The sequence below is a fragment of the Herbaspirillum sp. RV1423 genome (genome assembly GCF_000577615.1).
In the GTDB taxonomy this organism is placed as follows: Bacteria; Pseudomonadota; Gammaproteobacteria; order Burkholderiales; family Burkholderiaceae_D; genus Herbaspirillum.
On record NZ_CBXX010000010.1, the window covers coordinates 123,590 to 138,908 of the forward strand.

A 15,319-nucleotide genomic window follows, 5' to 3' on the forward strand; every position below is an offset into this window, starting at 1 on the left:
CGTGTCCGCTAGTTAGAGGGTCGGCTGGAGAGCTTCGAAAGTACTAAATAGTTCGGTCATTGCCTTCTTGCAGTCAGTTTGGTTGGGTTCGCTTGCACGCAGTGCACTGAGGGCATGGTCAATGGACTTGTCGAGCACGTGCCAATCGTCTGCTGCTCGTGGTTTCAAGCCTGCCTCCGCCGAATCCCAGGCGACCTCCAAATCTTTAATCCGTGTTCTAGCGGCTGGCAGATCGCCCTTATCCACTATGGCGGCGACGCTTGCGGCGATATTCCGAAATGCGGACAAGTCTCCCAATTTGGACGTGGTCTTTGCCTCTGGCGCGGAAGTGCTCTGACTTGTTGGTAATGATGTCGAGTTTGCCATATTGGTGTCGGTGGATTTGGAGCAGCCAGCCGCAAGAGCCAAGAGGAAAATGGCTGATAGAGCGGCAACGGGGCGAGTCAGGAAATACAGATCACGCATAATTTATCCTTGAATATTTGGACGTTACTTGACGGCGGGCGCATTCATGCGACTGCCTAGGCTGAACTGCGCGACAGCGACCAGCATCACGATCACAGTCAGAAATAGAGCGCTGGTCCACATGGCGCCTATGCCGAGACCGCCATAGATCTTAGCCTGCGTCAAAAGATCTCCCAGTGAGGCCCCGAAGGGGCGTGTCAGGATGTAGCCGATCCAGAAGGTCAACACTGCGTTGCCGCCCATGCGCCATAGCGTATAGGTGATAGCGATCAGCGCTCCGAACGATACTGCTCCCCATGTAAAACCAAGGCCGAGTGCCTCCGTCGCTAAATCACCAGCCGCTGTGCCCAGTGCAAAGGTGCAGAGGATGGCAGACCAGTAAAACAGCTCCCTGCGTCGCGTAAAAATCTGATGGATAGACAAGGTGCGTTCCACCCAAAACCAAACTGCAAAAATCCCTGCTAGCGCCACAGCGAATGCCGATGTGCTGACATAGAGGCTTACCCCTAGTCCATCGGTTAGCAGGTCAGTAATTAGAGTGCCAACCACGCTGATCAGAACAACCGTGAGCCAGTAAATCCAGGGCGTATAGCGCCGTGTGCGCAACTGCATGAATAAGGCAACAGCCAATAACGTGCCCATCATTGCGCCAGTTACGCCTTGGCCGAAGCCTGCATTGACAGCTAGAAAGTCGGCTCCAGTTTCGCCGACAGTCGTGGATAGGATTTTTATGATCCAGAACGAGAGCGTCACTTCGGGGACTTTGTTGAGCCAGTTTGATGCGGCGGGTGTGGACAACGTATTCATAGAGTTGTCTCCTTCCAATGGATATAGGTTTTGACACAAGTATGATCAGTCAAACTTAGCTCAGTCATAGTTGTGGTCATTTGCGCACCCATCCTCTCTGAATAAAATTTCCAAATAGCTTTCGATGAACGCGGAGGGCCACGTTGTAAGTGGCGGGTAAATATAAATGCACCTCACGAAACGCAAGCCAGGCACTCAGCATGGAGACCAAGCCCGCACCAACCATGTCTAGAGGAAAGTGAACGCCAAGGTAGATTCGTGCCCATGCAATAGGTAGCCCCAGCAATGCAAGCGCTATTCCCGCTAGGCGCGGGCTACGATGCATCAAGAAACTAAACGCGACAGCCCACAGGAGCGTCAGGTGGTCGCTCGGGAAAGAGGAATCGGCAGCGTGGGGAATCAGCGTATGTCCAAGCCCGATCATGAAAGGGCGAGGATGTTGCCAGACCAGGCCGATGATCTGGTTGATAAGTAAGCCCGCTAGGCCGGAAGCAGTGGCTTCGAGTAAAACTTTCCGTGTACGCTCGCTGCCTCGCAGCCAACCGATCGCTATGATGACCGGTACCACCCAAATGGCGTACTGCGCGAAGACAGTGGCGATGGCCAGCAGGAGCGTACCCGGATGCTCGGGGGCATTAAGCCAAAGAAATAGTGTGTGATTGAAGTTTTCCATGGAGTCTCCGTGTCCTGATCACTCATCAGGAATGACCCGGACACACTGGTATATAGTCAGTCTTTCTTGTCGTGGTCGTCATCGCGATCCGCTTTGTCTTCAGAGGACGAAATAACAGTCCCCTTGTCGGGATCGACTTTGACATCGAAGACCTTGGGCCCGCTAACTACTTCCACGTCATAGACCCAGCCGTGCTTCGTGCTCTCGTACTCAGCGCGTGCAGCCTTACCGTTGGCATGCTGCTCGGCTATAGTGACAGCTTGAGAAAGCGGGATTTTTGCCTTGGTTATGGACAGCGCATCGTTTTCCATGCCGCCTTGGGTGGCATAGGCGGCAGTACCCGAAGCGGCGATGATGGCAGTTAGAATGGAAATTTTAATGTAACGATTCATTGTGCTTCTCCAAAAAGAACGCAGGAATTTGCGTAAAGGAGAGACTACGGAAACTTACTTAGCTGGTACTGAGCCGCTCCCAAATCGCTTAACGTGCCTTATTTTCCGTTTCCTGAGAGCCTCTGATACCGGCTGGCTATGGTCTGACGCCCGTTTGGCAGACGAGGCAGCTTGGCCTTGAGTTTCGTCAATGCACCTCTGCTGAGTCGTTAGGCCGCTGATGCTCATTGGTATGACCACAAATATTCCTAGCCCCCTGGAACACACGTGGCCATCAGAATGCTACTTTTGGAAAATTCGTTGGCGCTGGTCAAGCCACGCACCCAGGACAGGAAAAGACCACTGATTCCAAGACGGAGCCCCCTGTAAGCAACCGATACCAACGGACACCATTGAGAGTCCGTTGGCCTGCGACAATCGATCGTTAATCGTCGGAGCTGGCTTTCTTGCTCCTCGGCTTAGTCCTTGGCGCTCGCGCGCTTCGCATTGACTCGCCTTTGAGTTTAATCTCGTAAGATGTGTTGATCACTCGATCCATGACAGCGTCAGCAATTGTTTTGTTATCGAACGTTCCGTGCCACTCTTCCAGAGGCAATTGGCTGGTGAACAAGAGGGATCGCGCCCCCATACGGTTCTCGATAAGTTCGAGCAGATCGCTTTGTGCCCGCTTACTGAAGGTATCAATGCCCCAGTCGTCCAGAATCAAAAGGTCAAACTTCTTGAGCTGCTGGAGTCGGTTTGCAAATGTTCCTAATGCACGGGCCGCTGTCATGCTCTCAATCAGAATAGGCACGCGGACAAAGTGTGCAGATAAACCATCTCGGCATGCCTGGTTGGCCAACGCGCAGGCAAGCCAAGACTTCCCGGTTCCTGTGGGGCCTGTGATGACTAGGTTATGCCGCTGGCGTACCCAGTCGAGACTGGTCAAACTGATGAACTGCGATTTATCCAAGCCTCGTTGTGCTCGATAGTCGATGTCCTCAATCGCCGCGCTTACCGGCAACGCCGCACGCTTAAGCATCACTTGTTGCCGACGATTGTCTCGCACTGTCATTTCGTGATCAACCAGGCTTCTGACACGATGCTCGAACGGTAGGTCACCGGTATTTGGCGTAGATATTTGTCTTTCGAATTCCGCTGCCATGCCCGACAGCTTGAGATGATGCATTTTTTCAATTGTGAGGTTGTTCATCATTTGGATGGTTCTCCTTCGTTATGACTCAGTACTTGTTCGTAATAGCTTGCACCACGGATATTTTTGTGTTCGAGAAGTGTCGTCGCCGGGGATGAAGAGTTTTCCCGCTCCAGCAGGTCCAACCCTTTGTTCAAGATGTCACGCAGCCGTGCGGTGCCAAGGACATGGTTCTCCCCGGCGTAACTGCATACAGACTCCATCCGTTGCTCCCCGCAGCTCTTCGCAATTGCCTGAAGCGCACATGTGGTACGGTAGCCAGAGTACGGCCCCCGCACCCGGTCAAGGAGTGCGGCTAATTGCCCTGCGGTTGCAGGGCCAATTTTGGAAGCCCATTCGAGCGCCTTCTCACTGGTCCACCCCGCAACAGCAGCATGAGCAGGCGGACGATGGTGTGGAAGGATCGTCATTTTCTCCCGTTTTCGACTGCGCTCATGCGTAACGATGGATTTTCCCAGTTGGAGTAGCTCAACAAATCTCTGCGTAAGTCGATAGTCGAACTCTTGGTTACGCTTCTCGCTGGGGACGCTATACCTATGTTCATCTATAAGAACCAAGTAGTCCGGCCCTGCGCGCACCTTGCCCCATTCCGCGAGTTCGTACGGTTGATCCGGCAACGGCATCAACAATGGTTTCTCTTCTGCAAGCCAACATGAAAACCGCGTTCCATTGCGCTTCTGAAATTTTCGATGATTGAACTCTTCCAAAAGCTCCCGAATGGCACGATTCAACTCTGCCATGGTGAAGAACTTTCTGTTTCGCAGCCTGAAGAGAATCCAGCGCTGAACCAGTAATACACTCATCTCAACATGCGGCTTGTCTTTCGGCTTACCGGCCCTTGCAGGCCACGGTGTGGTGCCGTAATACCTGCATAGCTGGAGATATGATTCGTTCATCGTCGGGTCATGGCGGTAGGCTTTGATCACTGCGGACTTGAGGTTGTCCGGGACAATTGACTGAGGAACGCCCCCGAAGTATTCGAACATATTCACGTGAGATCCCAAGAAATCCACGATACGCTGCGACCAGGACGCTTCCGCATAGACGTATTGCGAACCTCCCAGCACTCCCACGAAAATCTCCGCAGTCAAAATCTCGCCGGAATCCTGGTCATGAATTACGACCTTTTTCCCCGAATAATCGACATAGGCAGCTTCACCGTAGCGAGCCTCTGAGCGCATCGAGAGCTTTTGTGACTTCTTCCATTTGCGATATTTCCTGCAAAAAGTCGAATAGTCGAGTCGATGCTCCTCTGGGTCAACGGACTGCCACTCGACGTGAAGCTCTGCCAGCGTAGCCCCGGGCTTTTTCATCTCCTCATCAATATAGTTCAAGTCGAGCAGATTGCTTTTCTCATCAACCAAGCGTTTATGCGGGTTGAACTTGTGGTCTAGGAGTTCGTCGTCCAGCTCGGCCGGAAGTGGCCAAGGCAGTCCTAATTCCTTATAAGTTTGGATGATCCGATTGATGGTTTTTCGACTGATGCCGGTCACCAGTTCTATTCGTCGCTGAGAGTATCCCTTGTCGAGGTGATACTTCAGGACATCACGTACGATGCGCACGTTTGCTCTCCTTTGAATTCCCATGGTCGTAAGTTGTGCTGCGCACATTGGATACACCTCGCGAGCCAGAATGAACAGACGTAGACCGTCCTCTTCAGCCAAGCGAAGTATTGACATAGGTAGGGGGAAGCGGGATACTCCAGCGCGGAGGGTCAACTTCCAACGCTGTATCTAAAGGTCTGTAGGCTGCCACCTGCAGGCCTTTTTTGTATCCGCCTTCGCTTTTAGCGAATTAGGTCATTCCTCTTCTCCTTTCTTTCCTGTTTGCACGGCTTTGGTGCGCTCCGCCACCAACCAACGTGCAACGTCTAGCGTGAGCGCAAATTTCCCGCGTCTGTTTTCGAGTTCAAAAACTGGTACTGGAATGGACTTGCGGACCAAGGCCATTCGGTAGGCCTCTTTGCTGGGATACCCTAGCGCTATCCTCAAATTATCACCGGACAGCAGCGGTCCATATTGCCGCGTGAGTTCACGAGCCATCAAGACATCCAGATCCATATCGTTCTCATTGGCTTCGAATTCGTTTGTCACGGCTAGTTACCATTCAGGCAGGGTTAATGTTCGTTTTGCCAGCATAACGGTCTCAATAGGCGAAATCCACCCGATGAAATAATCGCAATTGACGATCATTTAGAATCCTGACACTTGCCTTTATCTCTTTGATTTTCAAATAAAAAAGCCGTGACTACTTTAAGACTGTACTAGTTAAAATATCGGGTAGGTATATGAAGATTCTTTATCTCAATGTTGATTAAAAATTAATCAACACACTTACATCCACCGCTAAAACACGAGAATGTTGGACGAAAAGCAGCCACGCAAAGACGAGGAAGTTGACCGTATACGCTCTATTTTCTGGTTCTATTTAATAGCCGCATCCATCGGATCAAGCAAAGCTACAGATGTGCGAAAGGCTCTGGAGCCGCATAAAAGCAGCGTGAACAAGCACGGGCAATCCGACAAAAACGAGAAATTTGCTCACTACCGTAGCGGCGAGCGAATGCCAAATTCCACCCTCGTGGATCTGGCGAATCGCAAGGTTCCAGGGAGCCGAGCATGCATTGATCACCCGCTTTGGAGGGTTCTGCGCTTTCGGGGCTCGATTCAATTGCAGGCAAGTTCTTGGATAGGTCGACTCAGCAGCCGCGTCCAAAACCTGATGTTCACCAATCAGCGAACATTGATCGAGCCTGCCTCCCAACTTCAGTTAGAGAATTTGGTTAGGGACAAGAGCCTAGATAGCTTAGCCGCGCTGACCGTCATTTACCGGTTGAGCCAAGAGAGAGAAGACGCAGATGCCATGTGGACCTGCGCGACGGCGATATTCCAGCTGTTAGTTATGATGAATGGGATGCTAAGTACGTTTCATATTGGGCAATTACTTTACGACCTCTACGCAGACCGTTTGTTACGTTCAGCCTCATGTGGAGGAAATATTCGCGCATGGGATGTTTTTCAATACGATGTAGGTGCCGAAGTAATTCACTTATATGCGCACTTATCGCAAAAGAAGATTAATGGCCGGCGACGCCATCCAGATTATTACGTCATGCAGGCGATGACTGAAAGTCATCCTCGCCAGGTTGACGAGTTCCTTCCAATACTCCTACCCAATCTTGGGCTTGGTCCGCCGACGTCCGAGGGCGCAGAGCTACTCCGAAAGTATCTCGCTTTACAACCACATTTGGCGTCAAAGGTTTCTCAAGCAGACTCAGCCGTGGATTAAAGATTGGTCGTTGTGGCGTTATCTGCCATTCGCTGGCGCACAGGAATGCCAACAGGTGGTTCCTTTATCGCACCATTCCATGGCGCTCTGTAGCGGCATCTTGATGGTGCCGTCGGCCATTGAGTGGCGCTTTACGCGCCATTACTCACAGAGAATTCAGCAATTCTTCGCGCACAGGCGCTTGCTCCAATCGCCCCAACTCCATCGCTTTATTAAACTTGGTGAAGATTCTCTTTGAGCGATCAATCGCAAACTGAGGATCGGTACCATCAGGAAAATCGGTGTTCAGGAAGTCCAATAAATAAAGAATCTTCCTCGCATCTTCATAATAATCGTCCTTTATTTCGCCGATCAGTTTCTTGTAATAACTCGAAATAATCTTTCGTGCCGAAGCACGCCCATCCACGAGATCTGTCCAATTTTCTATTGCATATTCAACGCTGGATTCATTAATAGATATGGCATCCCAAGTCCTGGCGTGCCAATTCCAATCCGTAGGAATGGCTCCGTCCTTTGTTTTGGGAACAAATCTGCTGCGATATAAATTGTCTGGGTTATGCTTTGATTCTTTTGGTATGGGAGTTGATTCCCAATCAATCAGTCCGCCCCATCCCGGACTGCCGGCGTTGCGAAATACAATCAGCGCACTGCGCGCGATATCGAACCGGACGTGCTGTACACCATGAGTATTCCCCCATGCAACGAATTTGCTCTCTTCCCCCGCCTTATCTTTATAAAAAGAAATCGCTTTGTTATAGGCCCAACCAGGTATTCCGTTCACCATACTATTGAACTCAACTATCGACTTTGCATCCTGAAATGCAGAGCCTCCAATCGATAAGCGAACCATCCATGCTTTAAATTCCTCCTCCTTTTCCTTCATGCATGACTCGACGTTATCGGCAAAATTGTCCACTGCATCTTTCGCGGACGAATCCTTAGCACTGATAATGAAATCCGCTCCACTGTCGCGTTCTTTAAAGTGCCTCGCGTAATTCGTGGTTTCGGCTTCAGCGTTAGTCGCGTCTTCTCGCAACCATGGCCCGTCAAACATGAGAGGCTTTTTTGCATGGCGAATAATGCACTGTCGATTTGGCCGCGGCCGAACAAACGGGGGAATTGACTGCGTTGGCACATACTCACCCACTACCAAGTTCACATCGTGTTCAATTGCATTTAGTCTAAAGACATCGTTTGCATTGTCCGTGTGAATTTTTAGCGGCCTTTTGCTGCTATCAATGTCATAAGTTCCGTTTGTGCTTGGATTCGGTTCAAACTCCGCGTCCATAAACGGACCGGCATAGGATGTATATGCTTCAAACCTTAACTTATTCTGTTCGCGGATTTTATTTTCGATGGACAGTAGTGTCTCTGTATTCCCTTCGTTTTTATTGGTCAGAGTAATCGAGAAGAATTTTCCGCGCTGGTTATCGTTGGTGTAGGTGACGGAACCAAGTCCTTTTTCGTCTATTTGTTTAGAAATCAGCCTCAGAGAACCACTGTCCGGGATATCTATTTTTGGAGTTTTTTTAGTATCGTCGATTGTTTTTTCCAATATTATTTCAAAATTCCCAAGAGGATCGTCTGGAAAATTGACAGTGTTATGACGGATATGAAGCTCAATTTTTCCGCTCGGAGCGGACGAGTATTTTTGAATTTGAATATCGCATTCATCGGTAGGCGGAGTGCGGACAACGGTAATTTCATTTTTCAGCAATTTCTCTTCCAACAGCCTGTCGTTCATTAGATGGCACTGGTTAACGACATCCTCAACATCCGGTTCATCTCGATCCTCATCTCGGTTCTGCGGAGGAGGACCGTATTTGCTATTTTCAATGCCTATATATTTGATGATCTGATCGACGTCTCCTTTTTCACCACGTATCTCGATAATGAAATATCCCATCTGTTTGCTGTACATCGTCACTGTTCGTACATAGACGCCCTTGTCGTAATGAAAATCGGAGAGGATTTCAACGCTGAACCCGGCCATCAGCAATTCGAACAATATGATCCGCCGCGTATCGCCGTGCTGCCACTTGGTACCGCTTACGTTACCCAAGTTGATAGTGAGCACTCGAAAGTTCGGTTTCAACAGTATAGCGATAGCGTGGTCGTGAGCGCTCAGAGAAATATTGTCCTCCGACATGGCTTCTACCGGCTCTCTCCCTTCGTTCAAGGTGCCATACGCCATTGTCTGCCGAGCTTCTGCGCCCAAGCTAGACGCATATTTGGAAACCATTCGTACCCATGTTATTTGACGCGCCACGGCACCTTCGTCGCCACGCAGCAAAAATGTCACATCCGCTTCTCCAGCCTTCGAGATGGTAAAGCGTTGCTCCATGCGGGAATTTTCCCTAAAAACAGGTCCGCTGATATCAATGGTGTAGCCGCCGTCCACCAACATTTGCAGTAACTCGATGTTCCGCAAATCGATTTCACCATCGACCAGGGGAGGAGAATCAACAATGATCAGCGAAAAGCCTGGCATCTCATCAACAACAAGTAGGTCGTCGGGTTGATCCATCAAAATGTAACTCGTCGTCACCTGAAGTCTACGGCCCGTCTCTGCATAGACTCTTATACCCGGCTTCGCTGCTGAATCTTTCTCCGGGTGCGTACCATCCGATTGATTTGAACGATCATCAAGGGGCTGGTCCCCTTGCTGCATCTCGTCCGGATCAAATCCGTCATATCTTCGTGTGCTGCTTTCGGCTACACGATTAATGCCTTCCGTGCCAAGCGTATGCGATGTGCCGCCACCAGTGGAATTTGCAATATCGCTTGCAAAAGACATTCCGGGCTTTGGAGTTTCCGGCTCGGAATTTACATCCTGCTCGAATTCATCAAGCTCATTGTCGTGAGCCATTGACTGTTTTTTCGTTGACTCCCGGCTACCGAAATATCCGAATGGCCATACCACCGTACCAAAGAAGATAGTCGACAATGCTGCAATTGAAAAAACGATATACGGAGTCGAGTTGATTTCAGGGTTAACGGCTCTTGCCGCTGCGACCCCGCCTCCCAGCATAGTAAGACGCATATAGTCTGCATCCTGATGCCGGTTTCTGCCTCGGGATGAGATCTGATTAAGTTCTTTAATGAGATCGAATTGACTGCCTGGTTTTGATGATTTATTTTTACGGCTTTCGTTTATCTCGAGAATCGCGTCAGATCCATTTTCCAACGCCGGATCGCCATTTTCATCGATGACATGCAAGGTGGTCTCGGCATCACTAAAAAGATCGAACGCCGGCGCCAGCAATTCTCTTGCAGGCTCAGACAAAACAATCGACTTCTGCGAGTCGCGTGCAGATGATTGAACCGCGGCGAGCAATTCTTCTTTTTGCTCTTCCGAGCATGGCATTTCCCATTGCCGCTCATGATCAACGCGAGATTCATTTCGGCTTGCCTGGTAGGCATGGAATATAACCAGATAAGGCTGCTTCCCCGCAACAGCTTGAAATTCAGCGTGAATTCCACGTATTGTATTTGTCTTACCGCCCCAATTAGCCAAAGCTCTTTCGACAAATGCAGGCCGGATCTGAGCCTGACGAGGCCGGACAAATGCGGGCCGAGCCCGACAAAGATGATCGACAGGTTCAATCGCAGGACGATGAACAACAACTGCTGTCGGCGGTTTTAAAAACGGAGCGACCTTTGACTCGAAGGCGCACACTGTCGATTTTTCGATAGGCTGTTGTCCGTCGACAGCGCACTGAAGGTAGCCGCCAGGCCCGATGAGCTCTTTCGAGCGTGTGACTTCTATTGTGCTGCTGTCTGCGGCAGAAGTCGGATACGAAGCTTCGGCACTTTGAAAAATAATGTCGCCTGATGTTGCTTCTTCATGCCCTACCGAAAACTGTACAGTGGCTGATTCTGCATCAGGAGCTGACGCAGTACTATTGATTGTGGCGTTGTGTGCAGCAGAGGCCGGGAGCCCGGCTTGAGCGCCTGGAGAAACCATATCGCCTGATGCGGCTTCTTCGGGCTTTGCCGAAGACTTTGCGGTAATTGATATCGCGTCAGGAACCACTGCGTTGTTTGCGAACGTCAGAAATGGCCTGCCCCACCGATACCATCCCCATATGCGAGGCATGTATTTCGCGAAGCCTGCAACCGCCCGCGCTGGCCATGACTTAGGTTCTTCGCGCGTCGGCGCGCCTATGTACATCGAATAGAGCACCCATACTCCCATGCATCCTAAGACGATGGGTGTCGATAGCAGCTCGTTCGCTTCTTCACCGTAGCTGTCAATTTTTCGCAGAACCTCCTGAACCCTCTCGGGCGTGAGATCGCGAAATGATTCAAGCAACATCGTATGCCAGGTTGAGCCAATCAACAGGGGAGCTGCCACATTGATGGCAGAGATGACCCTGTTTTGCCAATTCTGATTGCCACGAAAAAGATCAATGAATTGCGCGAGTGTTAAAAACGCCGCTGCGGAGCGGGGACGGGTCACTCCAAGTCTCGATGCAACGCCCCTCAGGAAGAACTGAGTGATGGATGGCGTCAATTCTCTCACAATGCTTTGCCACACTCTGCTCAGCTCCAGCCGCAAGCCTTTGTCGTTTTGAGTCGCTTGTGGAGTACCCGCTCGCGCTGATGTGCCCGACCGCTGATCACCTGAATCAACATTGCCCTGGCGCGCCCTTCGCGATGAAGACATGTCGCCATCAAATTTGAGCTCTTGCGCATCCCGATACTGCGAATCCCATCGCCAGCCATTACCGGCAATTTCTCTCGCCGCTCTGTCGGCTCTCGCACGGGCGCGCGATCTTTCCTCGATGATTGCAAACAACTGCTCTATGTCGGGCAACGCTTCATCGACATTTCCTTCCTCATCGTTCTCGTCGGAGGACGACTCGCCAGTCTCAACCCCATTGATGATAAGGACGGTTTCCGCTTGCGACTTCTTTTTATTTTTTGATTTTCCCCCTTCGTTTTCCTCTTTTGAATCCGAAATTTTTTCTACCATTGGCCAGCATTTTTTCAGTTAACGAATAAAACCTGGTGCTTCAAAAAAAGCCGTATAACCCCATCCAGGCCGCCAAGCAACACGTAACGGCAGCAAAGCGATGCGCCCGCTTTTCCGATTGTTGCCATTAATCAATATTACATTGATTCGCGCGTCTTAAACGGTTCCCTTCCTGCAATTGCCGGAATCAGAACGTTGCGAACGAGATGCTCATTGATGCGCTCAACACTACGATGCAAATGTTCTTGTCAATGCGTGACATGATCTCGACGCTGTCCGTCGTCCAACGTGAAATCAATTCTTGGAAACCGGTTGGCCTTGCTGCCGATCTTGCGGCCCGTCTCGCATTCTTGCAGTGCGTGCCTGAAAATTCCATTGCCCTGTACGCGTGCCGACGCACGCTCAAGCGTTATCTGCCCAAGCCGGTACAGTGAATGAAGGTGGAAAGCCGGACGTGTTACAACAGTGCGTACAGCGTCACGGCCGCGACTGCCGCGTCGATTGCGAGCACCGCCACGCCGGAAATGCGCCGTTGCAGGAAGGCGCCCAGCGCCCAGAAGGCGGCAAGCAAGGCCGAGCAGACAATCAGCAGTCGCGCGTACGACACGTCGTCGGCAATCCAGAGACAACCGGCCGTGGCGGCCAGCAACAGGGCGAACTGCAATACGGCGAACAGGCTTGCGCCACGCGGCAGGTCGGTATCGTAGCGGCGCCGCGCTGCCTCAAGGTCGAACTGCGGACCGCTCGCGACAAAGCCGGCGGGATACCAGCCCGGCGCCTTGAACCATACGCGCAGCTTGTCCTGCCAGCGCGGTAGTTGCGACGCGGTGCGCGCCAGTTGCCAATAACCGCTGACCACGGCCCAGAGCGGATCCCAGCTTTGCAACGGCGTGCGGGTGCCGTAGACGCAAGGCTCTTTCTCTTCCGCAAAGGTGCCGAACATCCGGTCCCAGATCACCAGCATGCCGCCATAGTTCTTGTCCAGGTACTGGTCGTTGACGGCGTGATGCACGCGATGATTGGATGGCGACGAAAATATCCTGTCGAACCAGCCGAGCTTGCCGACATGTTCGGTATGTATCCAGAACTGATAGACCAGCACGACCAGCCCGGCAATGGCGAATTGCTCCGGCGGCACGCCCAGCAGCGCCATCGGCAGGTAAAAAATCCAGCCGATGAAGATCACCGTGCTTTCCTGGCGCAATGCTGTGGAAAAATTGAAATCCTGACTTTGATGATGCACGGCATGCGCCGCCCACATGATCGCGCTTTCGTGCCCCATCCGGTGCAGCCAGTAATCACAGAAGTCGAATAATACGATGGCGACAATCCATCCCGGCACGCCTTGCCAGAAGCGGGCATGCGGAAAGATCGCCACGGCGTGGTACGCCAGTGCATACAGGCCGATCTGGAACAACTGGGTCACCAGCCCTACCAACTGGCTGATCAGTCCCTGGCTCAGGCTGCTGATCGCGTCGTTCAGGCGATAAGTATTGCGTCGGCGGTAATAGCCGTACGCCAATTCCGCGCAGATCAGCAGCAGAAACAGCGGAATGATGTAAACAATGATTTGTTCCATGGAATATCTTGAAAATGCGGGAAAGCGAGATCGCACCGCCGGGTCGGCCCGTAGCGGGTAACAGCAGTGCGCTATCCGATGGTGCATCGCACAACGGAATTGTACGGCAATTGGGAAATTTTGCGTTTTGTGTCTGTCGACCCAACACGGAATCTTCCGTCAATACCGTCTAACGCACGGCTTCCAGCGCAAAATCGATGAAGGCGCGCACCTTTGCCGGTGGTCGATGACGTGAAGGATGGAGCGCATAAAGCGGAAAACGTTCATCCGGCCAATCGGGAAAAATCTCCACAAGCTGCCCCTGCTTCAGCACGTTCTGCGCACCGAGCGCCAGTATCTGCGCGATGCCCGCACCGGCGCTGCACGCCAGCAGCATGGTGCCGGAATCGTTGAGTATCAGGCGGCCCGGCGGCTCCACTTCGATGACTTTGCGGCCCTTGTGGAACACCCATTCATACGGCCGGCCGGTGGTGGGATCGCGGAAGTGGATGCAGGTGTGATTGACCAGTTCGGAGGGATGGGAAGGACGACCGTGCCTGGCCAGGTAGCCCGGTGAAGCGACGGTCAGGATACGCGTCTCCAGCAGCTTGCGCGCCACCGTCGTCGAACTCGGCGGCTTGCCGAAGCGGATAGCGACGTCGATGCCGTCGACAACCAGGTCGCCGGCATGCTCGCGCGTGGTCAATTCCAGCGTGAGATCGGGATATTTTTCAAGGAAGGCGCCGAGATGCTCGGCCAGCAACAGGCGCGAAAAAAACGGATCGAGGTCGACGCGCAGCCGTCCGCGCACGGCGCTGGCAGAACCGGAAGCGTCGATGGCGGCTTCCTCGATGCCCGCCAGCAGCGGCGCCACCTGTTCATAGAAGCGCCTGCCTTCATCGGTCAGATTCATCGAACGCGTGGTGCGGTCCAGCAGCCGCACGCCCACGCGCGCTTCAAGACGGGCGACCGCACGGCTCACACCGGAGTCCGACATGTTCAACGCTTCCGCCGCGCGCGCAAAAGTGCCGCGCTCGATCACCGCCGCCAGCACGCTGACTCCCGCCAGCAAACGTCCATCGAACGACATGATTACCTCCCGCCAGACGGATGATTTCATGGCATGAATCACCCGGTAAAAGCGCTCTTGCGTCAAAGTTGGAGCGATCCGATCCTGTCTCCGCCACACTGCCGATCGTCAAAAAAATCGCCGGTCGTGCACCGACCGGCGATTTTTATGGAACGTATTGCCGACGACTGCTTAGCCGCGCGCAGGAATCGCCAATCCTTTGACGACGGCCGGGCGCGCCACAAAAACATCGAGCACGCGTTTGACGTTCTTGAAATCCTGAAAACCGACCAGGTCGCCCGCCTCATAGAAGCCGACCAAGTTGCGCACCCACGGAAAGATCGCAATGTCGGCAATGCTGTACTCGCCCATCACCCATTCGCGGCCAGCCAGGCGTTGGTCGAGCACGCCCAGCAGGCGGCGCGATTCGGCGACGTAACGGTCGCGTGGACGCTTGTCTTCATATTCCTTGCCGGCGAAGCGATGGAAGAAACCGAGCTGGCCGAACATCGGGCCGATGCCGCCCATCTGGAACATCAACCACTGGATGGTCTGATAGCGCTCGGCCGGATCCTGCGACAGGAACTTGCCGCTTTTTTCCGCCAGGTAAATCAGGATCGCACCCGATTCGAACAGCGGCAACGGCTTGCCGCCGGGGCCGTCGGGATCGAGGATCGCCGGAATCTTGTTATTGGGGTTCAGCGACAGAAACTCCGGCGACATCTGGTCGTTGGTCTCGAAGCCGACCAGATGCGGCTCATAGGCCAGGCCGGCTTCTTCCAGCATGATCGACACCTTGACGCCGTTGGGCGTCGGCAGCGAGTACAACTGGATGCGTTCGGGATGTTGCGCGGGCCATTTTCCGGTGATCGGAAAAGCGGAAATATCGGACATGCT

13 protein-coding genes are annotated in these 15,319 nt (G+C 52.5%); 2 read left to right on the top strand and 11 right to left on the bottom strand.

Annotated features, from left to right (window positions below):
* Positions 1-12 precede the first annotated feature (12 nt).
* The 7 genes from RV1423_RS12435 to RV1423_RS12465 all read right to left on the bottom strand — a co-directional run bounded on the left by RV1423_RS12435 (position 13) and on the right by RV1423_RS12465 (position 5,622).
* Complete coding sequence (locus tag RV1423_RS12435) at positions 13-465, bottom strand: hypothetical protein (protein WP_034296931.1); 453 nt, start codon at positions 463-465, stop codon at positions 13-15.
* A gap of 24 nt (positions 466-489) precedes the next feature.
* Positions 490-1,272: a membrane protein gene (locus RV1423_RS12440; RefSeq protein ID WP_034296934.1), complete on the bottom strand. Its 783-nt coding sequence runs from the start codon at positions 1,270-1,272 to the stop codon at positions 490-492.
* Between the two features lie 76 nt (positions 1,273-1,348).
* Positions 1,349-1,945 carry an undecaprenyl-diphosphatase gene (locus tag RV1423_RS12445; RefSeq protein WP_034296935.1) on the bottom strand — a complete coding sequence of 199 codons (597 nt, stop codon included), beginning with the start codon at positions 1,943-1,945 and terminating at the stop codon, positions 1,349-1,351.
* 56 nt (positions 1,946-2,001) lie between these two features.
* Entirely contained in the window at positions 2,002-2,337 is a 336-nt protein-coding gene (locus RV1423_RS12450; RefSeq protein WP_034296937.1) for a PepSY domain-containing protein, read from the bottom strand.
* A 424-nt stretch (positions 2,338-2,761) separates the two neighbouring features.
* Positions 2,762-3,532 carry an IS21-like element helper ATPase IstB gene (istB, locus tag RV1423_RS12455; RefSeq protein WP_034296939.1) on the bottom strand — a complete coding sequence of 257 codons (771 nt, stop codon included), beginning with the start codon at positions 3,530-3,532 and terminating at the stop codon, positions 2,762-2,764.
* Positions 3,529-5,091: an IS21 family transposase gene (istA, locus tag RV1423_RS12460; protein WP_197034932.1), complete on the bottom strand. Its 1,563-nt coding sequence runs from the start codon at positions 5,089-5,091 to the stop codon at positions 3,529-3,531. The genes istB and istA overlap by 4 nt, the downstream gene beginning before the upstream one ends.
* Positions 5,092-5,328: 237 nt before the next feature.
* Positions 5,329-5,622 carry a hypothetical protein gene (locus tag RV1423_RS12465; protein WP_197034933.1) on the bottom strand — a complete coding sequence of 98 codons (294 nt, stop codon included), beginning with the start codon at positions 5,620-5,622 and terminating at the stop codon, positions 5,329-5,331.
* 265 nt (positions 5,623-5,887) lie between these two features.
* Between RV1423_RS12465 and RV1423_RS12470 the strand changes: the two genes are divergently transcribed.
* Positions 5,888-6,817: a hypothetical protein gene (locus RV1423_RS12470; RefSeq protein WP_034296942.1), complete on the top strand. Its 930-nt coding sequence runs from the start codon at positions 5,888-5,890 to the stop codon at positions 6,815-6,817.
* 145 nt (positions 6,818-6,962) lie between these two features.
* On the opposite strand, the gene RV1423_RS12475 is transcribed toward RV1423_RS12470, so the two are convergent.
* Positions 6,963-11,795, bottom strand: coding sequence for a hypothetical protein (locus RV1423_RS12475; protein ID WP_034296944.1), 4,833 nt, complete (start codon positions 11,793-11,795; stop codon positions 6,963-6,965).
* Between the two features lie 206 nt (positions 11,796-12,001).
* Here RV1423_RS12475 and RV1423_RS12480 point away from each other — a divergent pair, with 206 nt between their 5' ends.
* Positions 12,002-12,229 carry a hypothetical protein gene (locus RV1423_RS12480; RefSeq protein WP_034296945.1) on the top strand — a complete coding sequence of 76 codons (228 nt, stop codon included), beginning with the start codon at positions 12,002-12,004 and terminating at the stop codon, positions 12,227-12,229.
* Between the two features lie 23 nt (positions 12,230-12,252).
* Here the strand turns inward: RV1423_RS12480 and RV1423_RS12485 are convergent, their stop codons facing one another.
* The 3 genes from RV1423_RS12485 to RV1423_RS12495 form a co-directional block, all read right to left on the bottom strand.
* The gene (locus tag RV1423_RS12485; RefSeq protein WP_034296946.1) at positions 12,253-13,374 is read right to left on the bottom strand and encodes a sterol desaturase family protein; all 1,122 of its coding nucleotides are present in this window, start codon (positions 13,372-13,374) and stop codon (positions 12,253-12,255) included.
* Positions 13,375-13,543: 169 nt separating this feature from the next.
* The gene (locus tag RV1423_RS12490; RefSeq protein ID WP_034296947.1) at positions 13,544-14,443 is read right to left on the bottom strand and encodes a LysR family transcriptional regulator; all 900 of its coding nucleotides are present in this window, start codon (positions 14,441-14,443) and stop codon (positions 13,544-13,546) included.
* A gap of 171 nt (positions 14,444-14,614) precedes the next feature.
* A complete protein-coding gene (locus RV1423_RS12495; RefSeq protein WP_034296948.1) occupies positions 14,615-15,316 on the bottom strand; it encodes a glutathione S-transferase N-terminal domain-containing protein in 702 nt (233 codons plus the stop codon).
* Positions 15,317-15,319 lie beyond the last annotated feature (3 nt).